We start from the raw sequence: 22,003 nt of genomic DNA, 5'->3' as shown, positions 1-22,003 counted from the left end.
GCGGGCCAGCGTCCGTGGCCCTACGACGGCCCAGCCGTCAGCCGCCCACGTGCACGATGGCCGGGTCCGGGTGCATGAGGAACCCGGTGTGGCTGATGTTGTGCGCGTACGCCCCGGCCATCCCGAAGACCACGAGGTCCCCGGCGCGCACGGCCGGGACGGGGACGCGCCGGGCCAGCACGTCCTTCGGCGTGCACAGCTGCCCCACGAAGGTGACGGGCCCGCCGTCGGACGCCGGGCGCTCCCACGGCGCGTCCCAGCCGTCCTCGGCCAGGACGGCGAGCGGCTGGCTGTGGCCCTTCGCCGCGGGGGTGCGGAGGTGGTGCGTCCCGCCCGAGCAGACCGCGAACCACTCGCCATGGCTGCGCTTGACGTCCAGGACGCGGCCCGCGTACCAGCCCGAGTAGGCGGACACGGCCCGGCCAGGCTCGATCCGCAGCGTCACCCCGGGATGGGCGGTGGCCACGCGGCCGATGTGGGCGCCGTAGTCCTCCCAGTCGAAGGTGCGCGACGGGGTGGAGTAGTCGACGTCCATCCCGCCGCCCACGTTGACCTCGCGCAGCGCGATCCCGTGGTGCGCGGCGAACCCGGCGACCCACGCGGCGATCCCCTCGGCCTGCGCCGCGCACTGCTCGGGCCCGAGGCCGCTCGCGAGGTGCGCGTGGACGCCCAGGACCTCGATGCCGGGGAGCCCGGGCAGCTCGCGCGCCGCGGCGTCGGCCTCCTCCGGGTCCATGCCGAACGGGCTCGGGGCGCCGCCCATCGTCAGGGCCGGCCCGGCCGCGGGGCCGGGGTCCGGCGAGGCGTGCCCGGCGGCCGGGATGTTGACCCTCAGCAGGACCGCGGCCCGCACTCCGGCCGCCCGGGCCGTCGCGTCGAGCCGCCGCAGCTCGTGCAGGCTCTCGACGTGGACGCGGGCGACGCCGGCCGCGACGGCGGCGGCGAGCTCGCCGTCGGTCTTCCCGGGCCCGCCGAAGGCGAGCGGGACGCCGGGCGCGACGGACCGGACGTGGGCGAGCTCGCCCCCGCTGGCCACCTCGAGCCCGTCCACGTGCCTGGCCACCGTCGCGATGACCTCCGCGTCGGGGTTGGCCTTGACCGCGTGCAGGAGCTCGACGCCGGTCCCGGCGAGCGCCGCGCGGATCCGCGTGACGTGGGCGCGCAGGTGGGCGAGGTCGTAGACGTAGGCGGGCAGCGCGCCGTCGTGCGCGAGCTCCCGGACGGCGGCCTCGACGGCGGGGGTCAGCGGGCTGCCGGCGGGGAAGGCGCCAGCCAGGGCACGGGCGCGGCCTGGGGCGGTGGGGCTCCCAGCGGGGGCGGCAGGGGCGGGGGAGAGGGCGGTCATCGGATCTCCTCGGGGACGGCGCGGCCGAACGGGTTGGGGAAGGGCACGTAGCCTGCGAAGCGGTCCGCGCGGCGCTGCCAGCGGACCATGAGGTTGGTCTTGGCCGGCAGCGGGACGCCGGCGAGGAGGGCCCGCAGGCGCGCGGGCTCGCCGAGCTCGGCGCTCGCGGACGCGACGGCCTCGCCGAGGCCGTCCCACAGCTCCGCCTCGAAGGCCGGCGCGCCGGGCACGAGGTCGGCGAGGGCCCCGGCCATCTCGGCGAGGTGGTTCACGAACAGGCAGTAGGCGATCCGGTTCCAGCCCCGCTCCTCGTCGTAGCCGGCGTTCTCGGCGATCTGGGCGGGCAGGGACGCGAGAGCCTCGGCGTGCCGGTGCGTGAGGAGCTTGGTGCCCTCGAGGTCGCGGGCGAGCACGCGCACGGGCAGCGAGTCCTCGCCCAGGACCACGAGGATGTTCTGCAGGTGCGGCTCGAGCACGATCCCGTGCACTGCCCAGAGCCGCAGGACCGGCGGCACGAGCAGGGCGAGGTAGAGGCTCCACCACTCGCGCGCCCAGGCCGCCGGATCGGCCGGGGAGGCCGCGTCCATGAGCTCGGCGAGCCGCGTCCCGGCCGGGACGGAGTCGGGCAGGGCGGCGAGGCTCGCGGCGAGGTGGACGCGCTCGCCGGCGGCGTGGTGCGGGGCGATGCCCGCGCGGACGATCGAGCCGAGGCCCTCGAGGAGCGCGTGCCGGTCCTCGGCGGTCCCGAACCCCTCGGGCAGCGCGACGCTGCGCGCGGCCGGCTCGGGCAGGACGGCGAAGCCGGCGTGCCGGGCGGAGACCTCGGCGAGCGGGGCCTCGAGGAGCTGCGTGAGGGCGACGGCGCCGGAGAGCTCGTAGTCGGCGTTCTTGCGCAGGCAGTTGGTGATCCGCACGCTCAGGCTCGTCTTGAGGAAGACGTCCGCCTCCGGCTGGTAGAGGGTGCGCACGCTCGCTGTGGGGTACAGCGGCAGGCCCGCCTCGCCCAGATCGAGCAGGACGCCGTCCGCGAGGGCCCCGGCGAGGACCGGGCTGAGGCGCGGATCCGAGCTCAGGATCTCGAACTGCCACGGGTGCACCGGGATGGCCTTCCAGCCCTCCGGGACGCCCGCCGCCGCCTCAGCGAGGAGACGCTCGGTCGCGGCGTGCTCGTCGAAGCCCGCGCCCGGGGTGCTGTGCTCGACGACGCGGTCCGCCCGGGCGGCGAGCCAGCGCAGCGGGAACGCCGTGCGGGTCTCGGGCGAGAACCGGCGCCACTGCGACGGGTCCCCGGAGCGCCACTTCGGCGCGGGATGGCGGGGGTGCCCGGCGATGAGGCCCTGCTCGGAGTCGACGAAGACGGCCGGGGCGCCCTCCAGCGGCGCCCCGGACGTCACGGCACGCTCGAGGGGCCGCGTCGCCAGGATGTCGGCGAGGCCGTCGCGGCTCGCGGCGGCCTGGGCCGCGAACTCCTCGTTGGGCACGCCGGTCCGGGCGGTGAGCTCGGCGCCGACGAGCCGCGCGAGCGCGTCGAGCCCGAGGTCCTCCCACTCGCCGCCGCGCTCCTCGCCGCTGCGGTAGAGCTGGACCGGGCCGTCGAAGCGGTGGGCCGCGACGGGGGAGACGCGCAGCACGCGGGCCCGGAGGAGCTTGCCGAGGTGCGGGAGGCGCACGAGGAGGTGACCGGCGTCGAGCGCGGTCTGGCCGTCGGGGCCGGCCGTCTCGCGCACGAGGCAGCCGAGCAGGGTGTGGGCGGACGCGGTGTCGGCGTCGAGGACGCGTCCGGCGGCGAGGAGTGGAGCAGTCACAGGGAACTCCGTTCGAGGGTCGGGACGGGGGTCTGGTGCTGGCGGACATCAGGGGTGCGGCCTGCCGTGCGGGGCGCGGTGAACCTCCGGGCGCTGAGGGCGAGGGCAGCGCCCGCGAGGACGGGCAGGACGAGCGGGGCCGCCGCGCCGAGCCCGAGGGCCCCGGCGGCCATGGCGCCCGAGGCGGAGGCCCCGGCGAGGACCGCGCCGGCCTTTGAACCGGACTCGACGCGGCCGAAGAGGCGGCCGGTGCTTCCTGCGGCTGCGGCCGCCGCCTCGCTCGCGAGGAGCGACAGGGCCGGGAGGCCGAACGCGAGCGCCGCGCCGAGCAGGAGGCGGCCGACGCCGAGCCACACCGCGGGTGCCTCGCCCGCGGTGAGCAGGGTGGTGACAGCGGGGCCCAGGGCCGGGGCCAGGGCGGGGCCGGGGACGCCGCCCAGGGCAGGGCCCGCGGCGGGGGCCAGATGGGCCGCCGCCGAGGCCGCGGCGAACGCGTAGCCGAGGGCGAGGCCGAGCCGGGCTCGCCCCCGCAGGAGCCGGAGCATCCCCCAGGCCGCGGCGAGGTAGACCACGTGCGGGGCCGCGAAGAGCGCCCCGGCCGCGGCGGGCGGCAGGCCCGGGACGAGCTGGGCGGCGAGGGGGATGAAGTACGGGTACGTCACCACCGTCACGAGCACAAAGCCGGCCTCCGCGAGGCACAGCCCCCACACGCTGATGGCCGCGGGGCGCTCGGGAGCGGCTGGCGACGGGGCGGTGTTGGACGACGCTGCGGTGTCGGACACCGGGGCGGCGCCGGCCGGAGACACAGACCCCGCTCCCGGCGCTGCCAGGACGAGCGTGCCCACTGCGGCGGCCAGCGGCAGGAGCGCGGCGAGCCCGTACATGGCCCGGACGTCGAGCACGGCCGAGAGGACGCCCGCGAGCAGCGGCGCCGCGACGAGCGCCGTCCGCGCCGAGCCCTGCATGAGCGCGAGGGCCCCGGCCAGGCGGTCGCCCGTCAGGCCCGCGCCGAGGTAGGCGGTGCTCGCCGCGTACGTCCCGCCGAGCAGGCCCTGGAGGGCGAGCGCGAGGGCGAGCGTGCCGACGTCCTGCGCGCAGGCTGCGAGCGCGAACGCGGCGGCGAGCCCGAGCTGGGCGCGCACGAGCAGCGGCTTGGGACCGTGGCGGTCCGCGAGCCGCCCCCACACCGGCGCCGCGAGCGCGGTGCACAGCGTGGGCAGGACGTAGAGCAGGCCCGCCCACGCCGCGCCGGGGTCCCCGAGCTCGGGCAGGAGCCGCGAGAGGTACGGCGGCAGGCCGAGGGCGGCGAAGGCCGAGGCGCAGTGGGCCGCGGCCACGGCGGCCACATGCCGCCGGCGCAGGGTGCCGGGTGCATCGGGGGCGACCGTGGCCGGCGCGCTCACCGGCGCGCTCATGGGCGGGCTCCCGGGCCGGCTCCGAGAACGTCGGCCGAGCGCCGCAGCCAGTTGGGCCCCGTGCGCAGGTAGTACTTGTTGACGTCGGCGCAGCCCAGGCGCTCCTTCGGCAGGAGCGTCCCGGCCGTGACCATGCCCTTGACCGGGAGCGCCTCGGCGTCGAGGATCCGCTCCCGCAGCAGGCCCGCGGCGGCGACCGATCCGGCGTCGTGCGGGTCGCACCAGCGCTCCGCGGCCTCCTCGAGCCGCGTGCGGGCCAGCGCGAAGAGGGAGGCCCGCAGGCCGCCGTCCCCGCCGGCGAGGCCGTCCGCGACGGCCCCGACGCACAGGTGCAGGGTGATGGTCGTGACCATGTCGGCGAGCTCGCCCGGGTCCTGGACAGCGATGCGCGGGTCTGCGAACGTCTCCGCGGGCACGCTCCGGCCGAGCGCCGCCGAGAGCCGGGCCAGGTCGATGCGGCCGCTGTCGTTGTCCTTGTACACGAGCCGCAGGCCAGCCGGTCCCTGCGCGACGGTGATGTTCTGCTGGTGCGCCTCGAGCGCGATCCCGTAGCGCAGCCACAGGGCCACGTGCCAGTCCAGGAGCAGGCCCACGTACGCGTCGAACCACGCGACGGCGTCGAGGCCGGCCTCCGCGGCGAGCAGGTCCAGGACCGTCCCGCCGCCCCCGGGCGCGGGGGCCGGGAGCGCCGCGAGCGGGGCGAGCCGGTCCCCCTCGAGGCCGCGCGGGAATTCCCGGACGAGCACGGCGCGCAGGTCGCTCGCGCTGTCCGCCCAGCGGGTCTCGTGGGCGAGCAGGACGCACTCCGCAAGCTCGGGCTCCTGGGCCAGGACCTCGCCGAGAAGGGACTCGAACACCTCCCCGCCAGCGAGCGAGCCCGGCTTGATGGTGCGCCGGTTGCGGCTGCCGAGCGTCGCCGTCGGCAGCGGGAGCTTGAGGTGGACGCGCGGGTCGTCCACGAGCGCGACCGTGCGGGTCGAGAGGGTGGGCACGACGGCGGGCCCCGGCGCGTCGACGCACGGAACCTCGCCGCGCGCGGCCGTAAGCGGGTGCACGGGCAGCGCGACGAGCTCCTCGTCGGCCCCGGCGGGGAGGCCGAGCTGGCTGGGGCTCGGCCACCAGGCGGGCAGGGCGGCGCCGAGGGCCGCGGAGAAGCGGACGTCGGTGCGCGGCACGACGGTCCAGCGGAGCCGGAACTCCGGCGCGTACTCGGGGGCGTAGGCGCGGACCTCCTCCTCGGAGAGCCCCCAGCGGCAGCGGCCTGTCGGGTGCACAGGGTGGTCGCGCAGGGCCGCGACGGCCTCGAGGGGCAGGAGCCCCGCGCAGCCGCGCGCCGGCTGCCCGGCGAGCCGTGCGTAGAGGCGCGGCGCGGCGTCGTCGTGCAGGCGGACGACGGCGGACGTCTGCCGGCACTCGTCCGTGAACGCCGCCCACCCGGCCGCGGCCTCGGGGTCCTCGGCGGGATCCGCGACCGGGGCGAGGGCGGCGAGGGCGCCCTCGAGCGTGTCCTCGAGCACGAGGCGCGCGCCCGGGCCCTCGACGGCGATGCACGCCTCGGCGAGCCGCCAGGGGGCGAGGAACCCGTCGGGCCGCACGGGCAGGTGGACCGCCCGGCCGTCGGGCAGCGGCGCGGACCACCAGGGGCCGTTCCACGCGCGGCGGTCCCCGGACGCGGGCAGGCCCCGTGGCCGCGTGCCGAGCTCGCCCCGGGACTGGATCCCGAGGTGGTCCTCGCGCAGCAGCGTGTCGAGCACGCGCAGCATGAGCGCGTCCAGGGACGGCAACGCGCCGGGCGCTGCAGTGTGCAGGGAAGGCGCGGCAGCAGGCAGGGCTGCGGCTCGTGCAAGGGGCGCAGCGGCGCTCACGCGCTGACCACCCAGCGGTTGGCCGCGACGAAGTCCTCGACGGCATCGGAGGCGCCGTCGGCCGTGGGCGCGATCGCGTGCACGACCGAGAGGTAGTCCCGGTTGGTCCCGTGCAGCGGCGCCGTGACACCGGGCTCGCGCAGGCGGCGGTGACCGAGCACGACGCCGCCGGGCAGCTCGGCGGTCTGCGGCTCGGGGGACTCGGAGAGGGTCCCGGGGGCCCCGGCGGTCAGATAGCGGATGTGCACGTGGCGGTCGATGCCGGCCGCCGCCGGCACGTGCGTGGGCAGCGGCTCGCCGAGGTGGACGCGCAGGAGCGCCTCGAAGAGGTCCACGCCGAGCAGCTCAGAGCAGATGAGGTCCATCGTGTCCCCGATGAGCCGGTAGTTGACTTCGATGATCCTGGCCCGGTCGCTCTGGACGACGAACTCCGTGTGGCACGCTCCGAAGCCCACGCCGAGGGCGGCAAGCTGCGCCCGCAGGTGCCCCTCGACGGCCGGCGGCAGCGCCCCGACCCAGTCGCGGCGGGACTCGGTGAAGTACGGCGGCTCGCCGAGCGTCGTGCGCCACGAGCTCACGTGCCGCAGCTCGGTGCCGTCCCCGAGGGTCTCGTACGTGTACAGCGGGCCGGCGAGGTACTCCTCGGCGACGAGGGTCGCGTCGGGGCGGCGCTCGCGGATGTCCGCGACGCGGGCGGCGAGCTCGGCGAGGTCCGCGACGAGCACGACGTCCTCGCTCGCGACCCCCTCCCGGGGCTTGACGACGGCGGGGAACGGCAGGAGCGCGGCGGCCTCGACGGCGTCGTCGCCCGGGCCGATCTCGGTGCTCTCGACCGTGTCGAGCCCGGCCGCGGCGAGGACGCTGCGGGTGAGGGACTTGTTCTTGCACCGCAGCGTGGCACGCCAGTCCTTGCCCGGGAGGGCGAGCAGCTCGGCCGCGAGCGCGGTGGGGGTCTGGAGGTGGTCGCTGTTGCTCAGCAGGGCCGCGGGCGAGCCGTGCCGGGAGGCGAGGGCCTCGACGCGCGCGGCGACGGCACCGGCGTCGCGCACCTCGGCACGCTCGACGGCGGGGCGCACCCCGGCCTCGAGCCGCGCGTAGGCGGCGGCGTGGGCCTCGGGATCGTCGGTGAGGACGACGACGGGCCGGCCCAGCCGCGCGGCGGCCGGCAGGAGGCCGAGGGTCACGGAGTCGGTGGGGTTCAGGGCGGTCAGGTACAGGGTCACGGGCCGGGCTCCAGACGGGGTCGGCGGGGCCGCCCGCGGCGGCCCGGTTCGGTAGTTAGGCGAGGCTAACCTAAATCACCATCCGGCCACGGAGTCAAGCCGCAGCGCCGAGCCCGCGACCAATTTGCTCACAAAACGCTTGCGTATTACAAGTGATGTCGCGGCGTGCCTCCAGCGGCGCCCGCCGCCCGCCCGGACCGCAGCCGAGAGGACACCGAAGGATGCTCAAGCCCAACGCCGTGAAGGCCAAGCTCGGCGCCGGCGAGGAGGCCTTCGGGCTCTTCTGCTCGCTGCCCGTGCCCCAGATGGTCGAGATGATCGGCTGCGCCGGCTTCGACTTCGTGGTCCTGGACACGGAGCACGCCCTCGTGGACCCCGAGAGGCTCGAGAACCTCGTCCGCGCCGCGGAGGCCGTGGGTCTCACGCCGTTCGTGCGGGTCCCGGAGGGCGACGCCGGCGCTGTGCTCAGAGCGCTCGATGCCGGCGCCCTCGGCGTCGTCGTGCCGCACGTCCGCTCGGCGGACGACGCCGCCGCGGCCGTGCGCGCGGCCCGGTACCACCCCGAGGGCGAGCGGTCGCTCAACGGAGGCCGCCCGGCCGGCTTCGGCGCGATCCCGGCGCAGGAGTACATCCGGCGCGCCAACGCCGAGGTCATGGTCGTGGCCCTCGTCGAGGACGCCGAGGGGGTCGCCGCGATCGAGGAGATCCTTGCCGTTCCGGGCCTCGACCTGGTCATGCCCGGCCCCGGGGACCTCTCCCAGTCCTACGGCGTGCCGTGGGAGACGCGGCATCCCGCGGTGCTCGACGCCGTTGACCGCCTCGCTGATGCGTGCGCCGCGGCGGGGGTGCCCTTCTGCCCGATCGCCCGCAGCGCCGAGTCGGTCGAGCGGTGGCGCGTGGCGGGGGTCAGGGCTTTCTCGCTCGGCGAGGACCGGGACCTCGCCGCGGGCGCCCTCCGCGCGCAGCGGCGCCTCGCGGAGGCCGCGCCCGTGGTGTGAAGACCGGCCGCTGCGGGGAATGATCTCCCAGTACCGCGCGTTGGAATACAGGAACCGCCATCAACAGTGAGGAGAGCGGGCATGGCAACGCAGAACATCACGGGCGAGCAGTTCGCCGAGACCATCGAGAACAACGACATCGTCCTCGTGGACTTCTGGGCGTCCTGGTGCGGTCCGTGCCGCCAGTTCGCGCCGACCTACGAGGCCGCGTCCGAGAAGCACCCGGATGTCTTCTTCGCCAAGGTCGACACCGAGGCCGAGCAGCTCCTGGCCGCCCAGGCCAACATCACGTCGATCCCGACCCTCATGGCCTTCCGCGAGAAGGTCCTCGTCTTCTCGCAGCCGGGCGCCCTCCCCGCGTCCGCCCTCGAGCAGGTCATCACGGCGGTGAAGGACCTCGACATGGAGGACGTGCACCGGAAGGTCGCCGAGGCGCAGGCCCAGGGCCAGCAGAACTGACCCCCGTTCCGGCCGGCGCACGCCGCGCGGCCGGCCACAGACGACGGCGCCGCTCCCCACCCTGGGGAGCGGCGCCGTCGTCTGTGGGCCCGGCTGCGGAAGGCTAGACGCGCTCTAAGGTGACCGGCTCGGCGAGCAGGGCGCTGAGGGACTCGTTGAGGTCCTGGAGCGCGATGCCCTTCGAGTGCCGGTCGAGGTCCTCCTCGCTGGCCCAGGCCTCGGAGAGCACGATCCGCTCCTCGGATTCCTCGGTGATCTCGTACTGGAGGCAGCCCGGCTCGCGCTGGACCTCCTCGATCGCGATGTCCAGGGCCAGCTTCACGCGGAAGAACTCGCCCTCATTGGGGATGAAGGTCGCCGTCAGGCGCACGGGTTCGGTCATGGTCTCCAAGACTAGTGCCAGCGGTGGTCCTGGACGCTCATGCGAGGACCGTACCGCGGTGCCCTGATGCCCGAGGCGCCGAGCAGCCGCACCACGCGCTGCCGGTGACCCCGCCACGGCTCGAGCAGGCGGAGCATGCCGGCGTCGTCCGTCCGCTCGCCGGTGAGCGCGTAGCCGACGAACTTCGCGAGGTGGTAGTCGCCGACCGAGACGGAATCGGGGTCGGCGTGCGTGCGCTGCGTGACCTCGGCCGCGGTCCACACGCCGATCCCGGGGATCGACTGGAGCGCAGCGGAGGCCTCCTCCGCGGTGCGGGCGGCGAGCCGCTCGAGGGCCGATGCCGAGCGCAGCGCTCGCATGACGGTCGCCGAGCGCTGGGGCCCGACGCCGGCCCGGTGCCACTCCCACGAGGGAATGCGCAGCCACGCGGCGGCGTCGGGGGCGACCATGAGGCCGGCCGGCGCGAGCGTCCCCGCCCCCGGGGCGGGGGTCCCGTAGCGCCGGACGAGATAGCGGTACGCGCGCCGCGCCTCGAGGGTCGTGACCTTCTGCTCGAGGACCGTGGGCACGAGGGCGTCGACGATCCGGCTCGTCGCGGGCAGCCTGAGCGCCGGGTTCCGCCGCCGGGCCTCGCGCGCGGGGGCCGGGAGCGTCGCGAGGTAGGCCTCGTCGTCGAACGCGGACCAGTCGTCGGTGAGGCCGAGCATGCCCGGCGCCGCCTCGACGGCCGACGCCGCCCCGTCGCCCCACGCGCGCGCCCTCAGCCGCGCGCCGTCGTGCGTCACGAGGAGCGACGCCGTGCCCTCCGCGGTGCGGAAGGCCGCCCACAGCCCGCCCGCAGCCCGCGCGAAGCACGGGTCCCCGTCGCCGCGCTGGAGCGGGAACCAGGTCGCGGCCAGCGAATAGCGGTCGGGGGCGTCCCACGTCCCCTCCGCCTGGGGGCTGTGGCCCACGAGCGGCCGGCCTGCAACGGGCCGGCCCGCGGCAGGCCGGCTGGCCGAGGAGGGGGGAGCGAGGGTCACAGGACCATCGTGTCACGGCAGGCCGACAGGATTCGCGCCGAGCGCGCCTCCCATGTCCGCAGACCGCGCGCGGTTCCCTTGACGGGGAGTTCACGCGCCGAAACAATCCCACTGTGGCGCGCGTCACGCGCCCGTCCACTCTGCGGAAGGATGGCCATGTCCGGAAAAGTCGTGCACTTCGAGATCCCCGCAGACGACAGGGATCGCGCCCGGAATTTCTACACCGAAGCCTTCGGCTGGACCCTCACGCCGGTGCCAGAGATGGACTACACGATGGTCGGTACGACGCCCAGCGACGAAAGGGGCGCGCCCACCGAGCCGGGTGCCATCAACGGCGGGATGTTCACGCGCGGCGACGAGTTCCCGAAGACGCCGGTCATCACCGTGGATGTCGAGGACATCGACGCTGCCCTGGCCCGCGTCGAGCGCTTCGGCGGCAGCACGGTCACGCCCAAGATCCCCGTCGGGGACATGGGCTTCGCGGCCTACTTCAAGGACACCGAGGGCAACGTCATGGGGCTCTGGCAGAACGCCGGGCCCAACCCAGGGCAGTCCTCCCAGCCTCCAGCCCAAGGCTGAGGGCAGGGGCTCTGGCGCAACGGCCGCCGGCGGAGCGGGCATGGCCCCCGAGATCGCACGCTCGGCGCCGTCCTCGACGGCCTTCGTGGGGCGCGCGCCCCGCGGGCCCCACGACGAGCCCGTGCGTGTGCGCTCGTGGGACCGCTTCGAGGAGGTCTTCGGCGCCGCTGACGCCCCCGGGGCCCCCGACACCGCGGAGGTCGCCCTCGCCGTCGCCGTGCGCGGCTTCTTCGCCAACGGCGGGGCGGACGCCGTCGTCGTCCGCATCCCCCGCCGCGGCGGCGCGGGCGGTCCCGCCCAGGACGCGGAGGACGCCGCGGCGGCGACCGCGGACTTCGTCGGCGACCAGCGGCGCGCCACCGGGACGGGCCTGTACGCGCTGGACGCCGGGCCGGCCGGGGCCGAGGACGTCGACCTCCTCGTGATCCCGCCCTACCTCCCGGCCGCGCCTCAGGAGCCGTTCGGGGACATCGACTACGCGGGCCTCCTGCCCGAGGCCCTCGCGTGGTGCGGCGCCCGCCGCGCGTTCCTCGTGCTCGACCCTCCGGCGGCGTGGGAGTCCGTCGCCGACGTCGACCCCGCGCACCCGGCGCTCGCGCACGGCTCGCCGGACGCGGCCCTCTACTTCCCGCGCCTGCGGCGGGCCGACGGGCTCCGCCGGGTCCCGCCGTCGGGCGCCGTCGCGGGGGTGATCGCGCGCACGGATGCCGCGCGCGGACCCTGGAAGTCTCCCGCGGGCCTCGCCGCGCGGCTCGCCGGGGGCGAGCCGGAGATGGCCGCGGGGGCGGACGCCTCGACCATGCTCAACAGCTACGGGGTCTGCCCGCTGCGCACCTTCACGGGATCGGGGCCGGTCGTGTGGGGGGCGCGCACGACGGCGGCCGGCTCGGCCGAGTGGCGGTACATCGCCGTGCGCCGCACCGCGCTCGCGGTGCTCCAGGACGTGGAGCGCGGGACGGCCTGGGCGGCGTCCGAGCCGAACGGCCCCAGGCTCTGGGACGCGCTCCGCGAGGCCGTCGAGGACTACCTGCAGGCCCTCTGGCGGGACGGGGCGTTCCCCGGCTGGACGACCGAGGTGAGCTACTTCGTCCGCTGCGGCGAGGACACGGCATCGCGCGAGGAACTCGCCGCCGGGACCGCCGTCGTGCTGATCGGCCTCGCGATCCAGCGGGCGGGGGAGTTCTCCCTCCTGCGGGTGCCCGTCGCCACGGCGGACGCCGCCGCCGCGACGCCGCCAGCGGCTAGAGTTGGGGCGTGAAGTACGCCAACTCCGTCGTCGAGCTCATCGGCCGCACCCCCCTCGTGAGGCTGAACAAGGTCACCGAGGGGATCAAGGCAACGGTCCTCGTCAAGCTCGAGTACCTCAACCCCGGCGGCTCCATCAAGGACCGCATCGCGCTGCGGATGATCGAGCAGGCGGAGGCCGACGGGCGGCTGGCCCCCGGCGGGACGATCGTCGAGCCCACGAGCGGCAACACCGGCGTCGGCCTCGCCCTCGTCGGGCAGCAGAAGGGCTACAACTGCATCTTCGTGGTCCCGGACAAGGTCGGCGAGGAGAAGCGCGCGGTCCTCTCCGCCTACGGCGCCGAGGTCGTCGTGACCCCCACCGCCGTCGCCCCCGACTCGCCTCAGTCCTACTACGGCGTCTCGGACCGCCTCGTGAAGGAGATCCCCGGCGCCTTCAAGCCGGACCAGTTCTCCAACCCCGGCGCCCCCGCGAGCCACTACGAGACCACGGGCCCCGAGATCTGGGCGGACACGGACGGCAGGGTGACACACGTCGTCATCGGCGCGGGGACCGGCGGCACCATCACGGGCACGGGGCGCTTCCTCAAGGAGGTCTCCCAGGACCGGCCGGAGTCCGAGGGCGGGCGCGTGAAGGTGATCGGCGCGGACCCCGAGGGCTCGGTGTACTCGGGCGGCACGGGCAGGCCCTACTTCGTCGAGGGCGTCGGCGAGGACATGTGGCCGGAGAACTACGACAGGAGCGTCCCCGACGAGGTGCTCGCCGTGAGCGACGCCGACTCGTTCGCCATGACCCGCCGGCTCGCCCGCGAGGAGGGCCTCCTGGTCGGCGGCTCCTCCGGCATGGCCGTCGTCGCGGCCCTGCGCGCGGCGAGGGACCTGCCCGAGGACGCGATCGTCGTCGTCATCCTCCCCGACTCCGGGCGCGGCTACCTCGCCAAGATCTTCAACGACGACTGGATGCGCTCCTATGGCTTCCTGCCGAGCGGCTCCGAGAAGACCGTCGGGGAGCTGCTCCAGGGCAAGGACGGGCGGATGCCGGACCTCGTGCACACGCACCCGAACGAGTCGGTCCGCGAGGTCATCGACATCATGACGGAGTACGGCGTGAGCCACCTGCCCGTGCTCTCCGCCGAGCCGCCCGTCGTCATGGGCGAGGTGCTCGGCGCCGTCGACGAGCGCACTCTGTCGGCGAAGCTGTTCCGCGGCGAGGCCAAGCTCACCGACAAGATCGGCGAGCACATGGGAGACCGGCTCCCCGTGATCGGCTCGCTCGAGGGGCAGGCGACGCTGCTGAAGATGCTCTCCGAGGAGGACGCCGTCATGGTCACCTCCGTCGGCGCCCCGATTGGCATCCTGACCCGCCATGACCTCCTGGCGAACCTGAACAAGTGAACCTGAACCAGCGAAGGGGACACCGATGACCGAGCAGCAGCCGACCACCGGCTTCAACACCCGCGCCATCCACGCGGGCCAGGCCTTCGAGCCGCGCACGGGCGCCGTCGTGCCCCCGCTGCACTTCTCCTCGACCTACGCCCAGGACGGGATCGGGGGGCTGCGCGAGGGCTACGAGTATGGCCGCGGCACCAACCCGACCCGGGACTCGCTCCAGGAGCAGCTCGCCGCGCTCGAGGGCGGCCGCCACGCGTTCTCCTTCGGCTCGGGCCTCGCCGCCGAGGACGCGCTCATCCGGGCGCTGTGCGTGCCCGGGGACAGGATCGTGCTCGGCAACGACGCCTACGGGGGCACGTACCGCCTCATCTCGCGCGTCCTGGGCCCCTGGGGCATCGAGAACCAGCCCGTGGACATGTCGGACCTCGATGCGGTGCGCGCGGCGGTGGGGGCCGGCGCGCGCATCGTGTGGCTCGAGACGCCGTCGAACCCGCTCATGAAGATCACCGACATCGCCGCTGTCGCGCAGATCGCCCACGACGCCGGGGCGGTCTTCGTCGTCGACAACACCTTCGCGTCCCCCTACCTGCAGACCCCGCTCGCGCTCGGGGCGGACATCGTCGTCCACTCGACCACGAAGTACATCGGCGGGCACTCCGACGTCGTCGGCGGCGCCCTCGTGCTCGACGACGACGAGATGGCCGGGAAGATCGGCTTCGTCCAGTTCGCCGTCGGCGCGGTCTCGGGGCCGATGGACGCGTTCCTCACGACGCGCGGGCTCAAGACGCTGGGGGTGCGCATGGAGCGGCACTCGGACAACGCCCAGCGGATCGCCGAGTGGCTTGTCGGCCGGCCCGGCGTCGAGAGCGTGCTCTACCCGGGCCTGCCGGACCACCCGGGCCACGAGCTCGCGGCGCGCCAGATGCGCCGGTTCGGCGGGATGGTCTCGGTCCAGTTCACCGGCGGGGAGTCCGCGGCCCGGAAGGTCGCCGAGTCCACCGAGCTGTTCACGCTCGCCGAGTCCCTTGGCGGCATCGAGTCGCTCATGAACTACCCGTCCGAGATGACGCATGCCTCCGTCAAGGGCACCGAGCTTGCCGTCCCGGTCAACCTCGTGCGCCTCTCCGTCGGCATCGAGGACGCCGACGACCTCATCGCAGACCTCGACCAGGCCATCTCCCGCCTCTAGCGACCCACCCCCAAGGATTCCCTGACATGCCGCAGCCCTCCTCCGCGCCCTCCCTCACCAAGGCCCCGTGGTTCCGCCCGGCCGCGATCGCCGTCGGGGCCCTCGTGGCCCTCACGGTCCTCGTGCTCGTGGCCAAGGGGCTGCGCAGCACCGACGGCGTGGCCTCGTTCATCCAGGCCTACCCCGGACACGCCCCGCTGCCGGAGGGCACCGCCCAGGGGCTTCCGGCGTGGCTGAACTGGCAGCACTTCCTCAACCTGCTCTTCCTCGTCCTGATCGTGCGCTCGGGCCTGCAGGTCCGCTACACGACGCGGCCGCAGGGCTACTGGAAGCGGAACAACAAGGGCCTCATCAAGACCAAGGGCCAGCCCAAAAAGATCAGCCTCGACCTCTGGTTCCACCTGTGCCTCGACGTGCTGTGGGTGCTCAACGGGCTCGTGTTCATCGTCCTGATCTTCGCGACCGGCCACTGGGTCCGGCTCGTGCCGACCACGTGGGACGTCTTCCCGCACGCCCTCTCCACCGCGATCCAGTACGCCTCGCTCGACTGGCCGCTCGAGAACGGCTGGGTCAACTACAACGCGCTCCAGCAGCTCACGTACTTCGCGGTCGTCTTCATCGCGGCCCCGCTCGCGATCATCACGGGCCTGCGCATGTCCGGCGCGTGGCCGGCGAAGGCGCCGCGCCTGAACAAGGCGTTCCCCATGGAGTGGGCCCGGGCCGTGCACTTCCCGGTCATGGCGTTCTTCGTGGTCTTCGTCATCGTCCACGTCACGCTCGTCCTCACGACCGGCGCGCTGCGCAACCTCAACCACATGTTCGCGGCGCACGACGGCGGCGACTGGCTCGGGTTCATCTTCTTCGCGGTCGCCTTGCTGGTCATCGTGGGCCTGTGGCTCCTCGCCCGGCCGCTCTTCCTGCGGCCCGTGGCCTCGCTCATGGGAACGGTGACGAGGAACTAGCGCGGGGGCCCGCCGCCGGCGCTCAGGAGTAGCGGAGCTTCTCGGAGGCGATGTACCAGCGGCCGTGCCGCTCCTCGCAGGCCAGGACGCCGGAGCCGGCGAGGTCGAGCTCGGAGCCGTCGGCCGTGGTCCCGGAGACGGTCCACTCGACGAGGACCTCGGCCTGCCAGCCGTCCTCGACCACGCCTGTCACCGTGAACCGGAGGGGCAGGCCCAGCCGCATGAGGTCGTCGATCGCGACGGCGGGGGGTATGGCCGCCTCGTCCTCGGCGTCGCCGAGCGTGACGGTCGCGCTGGGCAGGTACAGGTCCTCGAGCGCTGCGGCGTCCCGGGCCGCGAAGCCGTCGATGAGTGCCCCGCACAGCTGCGCGAGCGAACGCTCCCCGGCCTCCGGGCGGTCCGTCATGGCCGTTCCCCTCCACCCCGGCGCCCCGCGGCCCCGCGTCATCTGAGAGTGCGATCGCGCCGCGTCATGACGCCTGTATGAACTTCGTGCCCGAGGTTCCGCCGGGCCGGCCCGGGCTCGCGCGCCGACCTGCCAGAATGGGCCGCATGAGCGAGCGAACTCCGTTCTTCCCCGCCCGCGAGCACCGTCTGGGGCTCGCCGAGCTGGGCGTCCTGGACCGGCGACGCACCCTGCTCGGGCTCGCGCTGGCGTTCGCCCTTCCAGCCATCGTCGAACTGGCGGTCGTCGCGACTGGATACACCAACTTTCCGATCATCATGCTACTGCAGCTCGCCGCGGCCGTCGTGGTGGCGGTCGTTGGCGGACTGTGGCCCGCCGTGACCGCCGTGGTCGTCGCCGCGCTCGCGCTCAACTGGTTCTCGACCGACCCCGTGGGCAGCCTGCTCGTCGCCGAGCCGGAGGCCGTCGTCGAGCTCGCCGTCTTCCTCGCCGTCGCGTGCTCGGTGGCCCTCGCGGTCGGCGCGTCGGTGCGGCGCTACGAGCAGGCGACCCGCGCCGCCGCCGAGTCGGACGCGATGAGCGAGCTCGCGCTCGGCATCCTCGGCTCGACCGCGGACACCGAGGAGTTCCTCGAGCGCGTGCGCGCCACCCTCGGCCTCCGCGCCGTCACGCTCCTGGCCCGCCACACGGACGACGACGAGGGGCGGCTCGGCGGCCCCGCCGTCCCGCCCGAGGCCCTCCGCCGCGGCGGGTGGGACGTCCTCGCGAGCGTCGGCGAGGCGCCGCCCGTGACCCACGCGGCCGCGGACGACGCCGTCGCCCCCGACGGCTGGTACACCCTCCTTGCCGCCGGGCGCCGGCTCGATCCGGGGGAGCGGCGCATGATGCAGGCCTTCGGCGCCTACCTCGTGGCCATGCGCCAGCGGGCCCAGCTCGCCCTCAGCCGCGAGGACAACCGCCGGCTCGAGGAGGTCAACACGATCCGCACCGCGATCCTCCGTGCGGTCTCGCACGACCTCCGTACGCCCCTGGCCGGGATCAAGCTCAGCGTGAGCAGCCTGCGCCAGCCCGCCGTCGAGTTCTCCCCCGAGGAGGAGGCCGAGCTCCTCGCCACGATCGAGGACTGCACGGACCGGCTCGCGCTCCTCGTGGACAACCTCCTGGACATGTCCCGGATCACGGCGGACACGGTCCGCCCGTTCCTGCAGCCCGTGCACTGGCGCGAGGTCCTCCCGCGCGCGCTGCCCGAGGGCGGCCGGGTCGTCGACGTGATCCCTGCGCAGTCGCCCCCGGTCGAGGCGGACCCGGTGCTCCTCGAGCGCGTCGTCGCCAACCTGTTCGAGAACGCCCTGCGCTACGCGCCCGGGCAGGTCGTCGAGTTCGCCGCCCGGAGCGGCGTGCCCGGTCCCGACGGCCGGCCGTGCGGCGAGCTGCGAATCATCGACCACGGCATGGGGGTCCCGCCGCAGGACCTGCTGACGATCTTCCGCCCCTTCCAGCGCCTCGGCGACGCCCCCGGGGGCGGCGGCGTCGGCCTGGGCCTCGCCGTCGCGAAGGGCTTCGTCGAGGCCATGGGCGGCCGGATCGAGGCGGAGGAGACCCCGGGTGGCGGGCTCACGATGGTCGTGTCCCTCCCGCTGTCGCAGGGCGCAGTGCCCGCGCGGACGCCGGGCGCCGGGAGGGCCGGCGATGCCCGCTGAGCTGGCGCCCACGACCGTCCTCGTCGTCGAGGACGAGGCCCAGATCGCGCGCGCCCTGCAGATCAACCTGCGCGTCCACGGCTACGAGGCACTGACCGTCCCGAGCGGCGAGGCCGCCCTCGGCCTCGCCGCCGAGCGGCACCTCGACATCGTCGTGCTGGACCTCGGCCTGCCCGGGATGGACGGCGTCGAGGTGATCCGGCGCCTGCGCGAGTGGACCTCGGTGCCGATCATCGTGCTCTCGGCCAGGCACGGCTCGGAGGACAAGGTCGAGGCCCTCGACGCCGGCGCGGACGACTACGTGACGAAGCCGTTCGGCCTCGAGGAACTCCTCGCCCGGCTCCGCGCGGCCGCCCGCCGGGGCCAGCGCGCCCCCGAGGAGCCGGCCCGCGTGCAGACGGGGGACCTGAGCGTGGACCTCGCGGCCCGCCGCGTGACGCGGAACGGCCGGCAGGTCCGCCTGACGCCGACTGAGTGGAGCATCCTCGCCCTCCTCGTCCGGCGGCCCGGGGCGCTCGTGACCCAGCGCGAGATCCTGACCCAGGTGTGGGGCCCGGCCTACGCGAAGGAGACCCAGTACCTGCGCGTGTACCTCGCCCAGCTGCGGCGCAAGCTCGAGGAGGATCCCGCGCATCCCCGGCACCTCCACACCGAGGCGGGGATGGGCTACCGCTTCGACCCGTAGCGGCCCGGCCCGTCCTCGCCCGCGGCCCGCGGGGGCGGCGCTACCCTGAGGGCATGAAGTCTGCTGTGATCCAGGCCGTGTGCCGCGTCCACCAGCTGCTGCCGGACGAGGGGACGGTGGGCGTGACCGCTATCGACAAGCGCCCGGTCGAGGGCTCGGTGCGCGTGCGCCGGCTCGGCCTGCACGGCGACGTCCAGGCGGACCGCGCGAACCACGGCGGCGAGGACAAGGCGCTCTACGCCTATTCCGCGTCCGACGCCGCGTGGTGGGCCGAGGCGCTCGGCCGCGACGTCCCGCCGGGCTTCTTCGGCGAGAACCTGCGCATCGCCGGCCTCGAGCCGTCGGAGGCCGTCATCGGCGAGCGCTGGCGCACGAGCGGCGGGGTCGTGTTCGAGGTGACGATGCCGCGCATCCCGTGTGCGACCTTCGGCCGGCGCATCGGCGTCGAGCGATGGGCGCGGCGGTTCACCGAGGAGGGTCGGCCCGGGGCGTATCTGCGCGTCGTGGACCTCGGCGAGGTCGGCGCGGGGGACACCCTCGCCGTCGTCCACGTCCCGCCGCACGGGGTCACGGTCGGGGAGTGGTTCCGCGAGCCCACCCGGGAGCGCGCCGAGACCCTCCTCGACGCCGACGCCGAGGGCGAGTTCCGCATGGCTCCGGCCCTGCGCCGCTACGTCGAGAAGGCCGTGGAGCGTCCCTAGCGGGCCTCGTCCACGATCCTGGCCGGGGTGCCCCTGTGCCCAAGTTCACCGCCGGCTCCACGCTGAGGGGGGAGGGCGCCGTCGTCCATGCCGTATAGTGGATGTATCCCCCACTATCCGGAATTCCCTTCTCCTGCCCAATTCTTGAGGCAGGACTGGTTGCGTGTTGGGGCCCGCGGAGCGGGCAATTTCATAGGGGAGTCCGGCTGAAGCAAAACGCTGTACGGGTGCATGTGACGCCGGACGCAGCGAGGAAGCCTTGCCACGGGATTGAGAGAGCGCCGGGCTTCGTCCCCGACCGACGAGCCCCCGGCTCCTGAAACCCGACAGGACACACGCATGTCTGAATCCACCCAGGACCTCACCCCCGAGACCGAGCTCCCCGCCGACGAGACCGCCGCGGCCGCAGAGGCCACCCCCGAGGCGCAGGCTGCTGAATCCCCGGCCCCCGCGGCCGAGAAGCCCGAGGCGCAGGCCCCCGAGGCCGAGGCGCCTCAGGCGCAGGCCCCCGCCGACGACGAGGGCGACGGCGTTCGATTCTCCGACCTCGGCATCGACGCCCGCGTCCTCACCGCGCTCGACGACGTCGGCTACGAGAAGCCCTCGCCCATCCAGGCCGCGACGATCCCGCTCCTGCTCGCGGGCCGCGACGTCGTCGGCCTCGCGCAGACCGGCACGGGCAAGACCGCGGCGTTCGCCGTGCCCGCGCTGTCCCGGCTCGCCGAGCTGCATGACCTGAACGGCCCCTCCCGCTCGACCCAGGCGCTGGTGCTCGCACCGACTCGCGAACTGGCGCTGCAGGTGGCGGAGGCCTTCACGTCCTACGCGAAGCACCTCGAGGACTTCACCGTCCTGCCCGTCTACGGCGGCTCGGCCTACGGCCCCCAGCTTGCGGGCCTGCGCCGCGGCGCCCAGGTCGTCGTCGGCACGCCCGGCCGCGTCATCGACCACATCGAGAAGGGCTCCCTGGACCTCTCGGAGCTCCAGTACCTCGTGCTGGACGAGGCCGACGAGATGCTGCGCATGGGCTTCGCCGAGGACGTCGAGCGGATCTTCCAGGAGACCCCGGAGGACCGCCAGGTGGCCCTCTTCTCCGCCACGATGCCGTCCCAGATCCGGCGGATGTCCAAGCAGTACCTCAACAACCCGGAAGAGGTGACGGTCAAGTCCAAGACCACTACCTCGGCCAACATCCGGCAGCGGTACGTGCAGGTCATGGGCCCGCACAAGCTGGACGCGCTCACCCGCATCCTCGAGGTCGAGGAGTTCGACGGCGTCATCGCCTTCGTGCGCACCAAGATGGCCACCGAGGACCTCGCCGAGAAGCTCAAGGCGCGCGGCTTCCAGGCCGCCGCGATCAACGGCGACATCGCCCAGGCCCAGCGCGAGCGCACGGTCGAGGCGCTGCGTGCGGGCAAGGTCGACATCCTGGTTGCCACCGACGTCGCGGCGCGCGGCCTCGACGTCGAGCGGATCAGCCACGTGATCAACTACGACATCCCGACGGACACGGAGAGCTACGTCCACCGGATCGGCCGCACCGGCCGCGCCGGCCGCAGCGGCGACGCGATCCTGTTCATGACCCCGCGCGAGAAGTACCTGCTGCGGGCCATCGAGAAGGCGACCCGCCAGGCCGTGGAGCAGATGCACCTGCCCACCGCCGAGACGGTCAACACGCTGCGCATGAACAAGTTCGCCGAGCAGATCACCGAGACGCTCGAGTCCGAGGACGTCTCGATGTTCCGCGACCTCATCGCCTCCTACGAGGAGGAGCACAAGGTCCCGGCCGCCGAGATCGCCGCGGCGCTCGCCGTCATGGTCCAGGGCGACGAGCCGTTCTTCGTCAAGGAGCTCCCGGCGGCGCCGGAGTTCCAGCGGCGCGAGCGCGGCAAGGACGGCTTCGGCTCCCGCGGCCCGTCCCGCACCCTCACCGAAGGCAACGCGACGTACCGCATCGCCGTCGGGCGCCGCCAGCGCGTGCTCCCGGGCTCGATCGTGGGGGCCCTCGCGAACGAGGGCGGCTTCCACTCGAGCCAGATCGGCGGGATCGACATCCGCGCCGACCACTCGCTCGTCGAGCTCCCGGCGGAGCTCTCGGCCGAGCAGTGGCAGGCCCTGTCCAAGACCCGGATCGGCGGCGAGCTCATCAAGCTCGAGCTGGACTCGGGCCGCCGTCCCAACCGCGAGGGCGGCTACGAGGACCGCAGTGACCGCGGCGGCCGTGGCGGCTACGGCGGGGGCCGGGGCGGCTACGGCGGGGGCCGCAGCGACCGCGGCGATCGTGACTTCGGCGGAGACCGCGGCGGACGCGGCGGCTTCGGCGGCGACCGTGGTGACCGCGGCGGCCGTGGCGGCTTCGGCGGGGACCGGGGCGAACGCGGTGGCTTCGGCGGCGACCGCGGTGGCCGGGGTGGCTTCGGCGGCGACCGCAAGCCGCGCCAGGGCAAGGACGGCGGCCGCGGCCGGAAGTGGTAGCAGCCGGACGTGGTGAGGGCCGGTAGCGGTACCGGCCCCGTGACCCGCGCGGGAATCTGAACCTCATTCAGGGCCCCGGACCAACAGGTCCGGGGCCCTGCTGCCTTCGTCCCCCAGAGGGGTGGCTCCGATTTGGACCCGCCCTCACGGGTGCT

Annotated in this window: 19 protein-coding genes; 11 read left to right on the top strand and 8 right to left on the bottom strand. The window is 74.5% G+C overall.

Translation table 11 applies throughout. The features are described from left to right. Nucleotides 1–37: 37 nt before the first annotated feature. From ACUYMY_RS14000 to ACUYMY_RS13980, 5 genes are read right to left on the bottom strand one after another with little or no spacing between them, the layout of a single operon-like run. The gene (locus ACUYMY_RS14000) at nucleotides 38–1,345 is read right to left on the bottom strand and encodes an alanine racemase (protein WP_481704141.1); all 1,308 of its coding nucleotides are present in this window, start codon (nucleotides 1,343–1,345) and stop codon (nucleotides 38–40) included. Continuing rightward, nucleotides 1,342–3,150, bottom strand: coding sequence for an IucA/IucC family protein (locus tag ACUYMY_RS13995; RefSeq protein WP_481704140.1), 1,809 nt, complete (start codon nucleotides 3,148–3,150; stop codon nucleotides 1,342–1,344). The genes ACUYMY_RS14000 and ACUYMY_RS13995 overlap by 4 nt, the downstream gene beginning before the upstream one ends. Then, a complete protein-coding gene (locus ACUYMY_RS13990) occupies nucleotides 3,147–4,565 on the bottom strand; it encodes an MFS transporter (protein ID WP_481704139.1) in 1,419 nt (472 codons plus the stop codon). The genes ACUYMY_RS13995 and ACUYMY_RS13990 overlap by 4 nt, the downstream gene beginning before the upstream one ends. Further along, nucleotides 4,562–6,430: an IucA/IucC family protein gene (locus tag ACUYMY_RS13985; RefSeq protein ID WP_481704138.1), complete on the bottom strand. Its 1,869-nt coding sequence runs from the start codon at nucleotides 6,428–6,430 to the stop codon at nucleotides 4,562–4,564. The genes ACUYMY_RS13990 and ACUYMY_RS13985 overlap by 4 nt, the downstream gene beginning before the upstream one ends. Continuing rightward, complete coding sequence (locus tag ACUYMY_RS13980; protein ID WP_481704137.1) at nucleotides 6,427–7,653, bottom strand: ATP-grasp domain-containing protein; 1,227 nt, start codon at nucleotides 7,651–7,653, stop codon at nucleotides 6,427–6,429. The genes ACUYMY_RS13985 and ACUYMY_RS13980 overlap by 4 nt, the downstream gene beginning before the upstream one ends. 221 nt (nucleotides 7,654–7,874) lie before the next feature. Here ACUYMY_RS13980 and ACUYMY_RS13975 point away from each other — a divergent pair, with 221 nt between their 5' ends. Both ACUYMY_RS13975 and trxA read left to right on the top strand, forming a co-directional pair. Further along, nucleotides 7,875–8,651: an HpcH/HpaI aldolase family protein gene (locus tag ACUYMY_RS13975; RefSeq protein ID WP_481704136.1), complete on the top strand. Its 777-nt coding sequence runs from the start codon at nucleotides 7,875–7,877 to the stop codon at nucleotides 8,649–8,651. Nucleotides 8,652–8,732: 81 nt separating this feature from the next. After that, nucleotides 8,733–9,110, top strand: a complete 378-nt coding sequence (gene trxA / locus ACUYMY_RS13970; protein ID WP_481704135.1) for a thioredoxin — start codon at nucleotides 8,733–8,735, stop codon at nucleotides 9,108–9,110. Nucleotides 9,111–9,213: 103 nt separating this feature from the next. Here trxA and ACUYMY_RS13965 read toward each other — a convergent pair whose 3' ends face one another. Together ACUYMY_RS13965 and ACUYMY_RS13960 are read right to left on the bottom strand one after the other, a co-directional pair. Further along, entirely contained in the window at nucleotides 9,214–9,492 is a 279-nt protein-coding gene (locus tag ACUYMY_RS13965) for a putative quinol monooxygenase (RefSeq protein ID WP_481704134.1), read from the bottom strand. Nucleotides 9,493–9,503: 11 nt separating this feature from the next. Next, nucleotides 9,504–10,445: a DNA-3-methyladenine glycosylase family protein gene (locus tag ACUYMY_RS13960; RefSeq protein ID WP_481705063.1), complete on the bottom strand. Its 942-nt coding sequence runs from the start codon at nucleotides 10,443–10,445 to the stop codon at nucleotides 9,504–9,506. A 225-nt stretch (nucleotides 10,446–10,670) separates the two neighbouring features. Between ACUYMY_RS13960 and ACUYMY_RS13955 the strand changes: the two genes are divergently transcribed. From ACUYMY_RS13955 to ACUYMY_RS13935, 5 genes are read left to right on the top strand one after another with little or no spacing between them, the layout of a single operon-like run. After that, a complete protein-coding gene (locus ACUYMY_RS13955; RefSeq protein ID WP_481704133.1) occupies nucleotides 10,671–11,093 on the top strand; it encodes a VOC family protein in 423 nt (140 codons plus the stop codon). Nucleotides 11,094–11,133: 40 nt separating this feature from the next. Continuing rightward, on the top strand, nucleotides 11,134–12,351 hold the full coding sequence (locus ACUYMY_RS13950) for a phage tail sheath family protein (RefSeq protein WP_481704132.1): 1,218 nt from the start codon (nucleotides 11,134–11,136) through the stop codon (nucleotides 12,349–12,351). Next, nucleotides 12,348–13,733 (top strand): cystathionine beta-synthase, encoded by a 1,386-nt coding sequence (locus ACUYMY_RS13945; protein ID WP_481704131.1) that lies wholly within the window; start codon nucleotides 12,348–12,350, stop codon nucleotides 13,731–13,733. Before ACUYMY_RS13950 ends, ACUYMY_RS13945 begins: the two co-directional genes overlap by 4 nt. A 25-nt stretch (nucleotides 13,734–13,758) precedes the next feature. Beyond that, nucleotides 13,759–14,919: a cystathionine gamma-synthase gene (locus tag ACUYMY_RS13940; protein WP_481704130.1), complete on the top strand. Its 1,161-nt coding sequence runs from the start codon at nucleotides 13,759–13,761 to the stop codon at nucleotides 14,917–14,919. A gap of 26 nt (nucleotides 14,920–14,945) precedes the next feature. Further along, nucleotides 14,946–15,881 carry a cytochrome b/b6 domain-containing protein gene (locus tag ACUYMY_RS13935; protein ID WP_481704129.1) on the top strand — a complete coding sequence of 312 codons (936 nt, stop codon included), beginning with the start codon at nucleotides 14,946–14,948 and terminating at the stop codon, nucleotides 15,879–15,881. A gap of 22 nt (nucleotides 15,882–15,903) precedes the next feature. On the opposite strand, the gene ACUYMY_RS13930 is transcribed toward ACUYMY_RS13935, so the two are convergent. Continuing rightward, on the bottom strand, nucleotides 15,904–16,287 hold the full coding sequence (locus tag ACUYMY_RS13930) for a Cif family virulence factor (protein ID WP_481704128.1): 384 nt from the start codon (nucleotides 16,285–16,287) through the stop codon (nucleotides 15,904–15,906). Between the two features lie 146 nt (nucleotides 16,288–16,433). Between ACUYMY_RS13930 and ACUYMY_RS13925 the strand changes: the two genes are divergently transcribed. The 4 genes from ACUYMY_RS13925 (at nucleotide 16,434) to ACUYMY_RS13910 (ending at nucleotide 21,848) form a co-directional block, all read left to right on the top strand. Next, on the top strand, nucleotides 16,434–17,987 hold the full coding sequence (locus tag ACUYMY_RS13925; RefSeq protein ID WP_481704127.1) for a sensor histidine kinase: 1,554 nt from the start codon (nucleotides 16,434–16,436) through the stop codon (nucleotides 17,985–17,987). Then, nucleotides 17,977–18,672, top strand: coding sequence for a response regulator (locus ACUYMY_RS13920; RefSeq protein ID WP_481704126.1), 696 nt, complete (start codon nucleotides 17,977–17,979; stop codon nucleotides 18,670–18,672). Before ACUYMY_RS13925 ends, ACUYMY_RS13920 begins: the two co-directional genes overlap by 11 nt. A 53-nt stretch (nucleotides 18,673–18,725) precedes the next feature. Continuing rightward, a complete protein-coding gene (locus ACUYMY_RS13915) occupies nucleotides 18,726–19,373 on the top strand; it encodes an MOSC domain-containing protein (protein ID WP_481704125.1) in 648 nt (215 codons plus the stop codon). Between the two features lie 339 nt (nucleotides 19,374–19,712). Further along, on the top strand, nucleotides 19,713–21,848 hold the full coding sequence (locus ACUYMY_RS13910) for a DEAD/DEAH box helicase (RefSeq protein WP_481704124.1): 2,136 nt from the start codon (nucleotides 19,713–19,715) through the stop codon (nucleotides 21,846–21,848). The last annotated feature ends 155 nt before the right edge of the window (nucleotides 21,849–22,003 follow it).

The sequence above is a fragment of the Sinomonas sp. T428B genome (assembly GCF_056780155.1).
Note: the sequence above shows the minus strand (reverse complement) of the source record. Positions and strands in the feature narration are given on the sequence as shown.

Excerpts from the sequence above, each read along its gene's own strand:
- ACUYMY_RS13955 (WP_481704133.1), top strand. The coding sequence starts at position 10,671 with ATGTCCGGAAAAGTCGTGCACTTCGAGATCCCCGCAGACGACAGGGAT.
- ACUYMY_RS13935 (WP_481704129.1), top strand. The coding sequence starts at position 14,946 with ATGCCGCAGCCCTCCTCCGCGCCCTCCCTCACCAAGGCCCCGTGGTTC.
- ACUYMY_RS13975 (WP_481704136.1), top strand. The coding sequence starts at position 7,875 with ATGCTCAAGCCCAACGCCGTGAAGGCCAAGCTCGGCGCCGGCGAGGAG.
- ACUYMY_RS13965 (WP_481704134.1), bottom strand. The coding sequence starts at position 9,492 with ATGACCGAACCCGTGCGCCTGACGGCGACCTTCATCCCCAATGAGGGC.
- ACUYMY_RS14000 (WP_481704141.1), bottom strand. The coding sequence starts at position 1,345 with ATGACCGCCCTCTCCCCCGCCCCTGCCGCCCCCGCTGGGAGCCCCACC.
- ACUYMY_RS13990 (WP_481704139.1), bottom strand. The coding sequence starts at position 4,565 with ATGAGCGCGCCGGTGAGCGCGCCGGCCACGGTCGCCCCCGATGCACCC.
- ACUYMY_RS13930 (WP_481704128.1), bottom strand. The coding sequence starts at position 16,287 with ATGACGGACCGCCCGGAGGCCGGGGAGCGTTCGCTCGCGCAGCTGTGC.
- ACUYMY_RS13920 (WP_481704126.1), top strand. The coding sequence starts at position 17,977 with ATGCCCGCTGAGCTGGCGCCCACGACCGTCCTCGTCGTCGAGGACGAG.
- ACUYMY_RS13925 (WP_481704127.1), top strand. The coding sequence starts at position 16,434 with ATGAGCGAGCGAACTCCGTTCTTCCCCGCCCGCGAGCACCGTCTGGGG.
- ACUYMY_RS13910 (WP_481704124.1), top strand. The coding sequence starts at position 19,713 with ATGTCTGAATCCACCCAGGACCTCACCCCCGAGACCGAGCTCCCCGCC.
- ACUYMY_RS13940 (WP_481704130.1), top strand. The coding sequence starts at position 13,759 with ATGACCGAGCAGCAGCCGACCACCGGCTTCAACACCCGCGCCATCCAC.
- trxA (WP_481704135.1), top strand. The coding sequence starts at position 8,733 with ATGGCAACGCAGAACATCACGGGCGAGCAGTTCGCCGAGACCATCGAG.
- ACUYMY_RS13950 (WP_481704132.1), top strand. The coding sequence starts at position 11,134 with ATGGCCCCCGAGATCGCACGCTCGGCGCCGTCCTCGACGGCCTTCGTG.
- ACUYMY_RS13915 (WP_481704125.1), top strand. The coding sequence starts at position 18,726 with ATGAAGTCTGCTGTGATCCAGGCCGTGTGCCGCGTCCACCAGCTGCTG.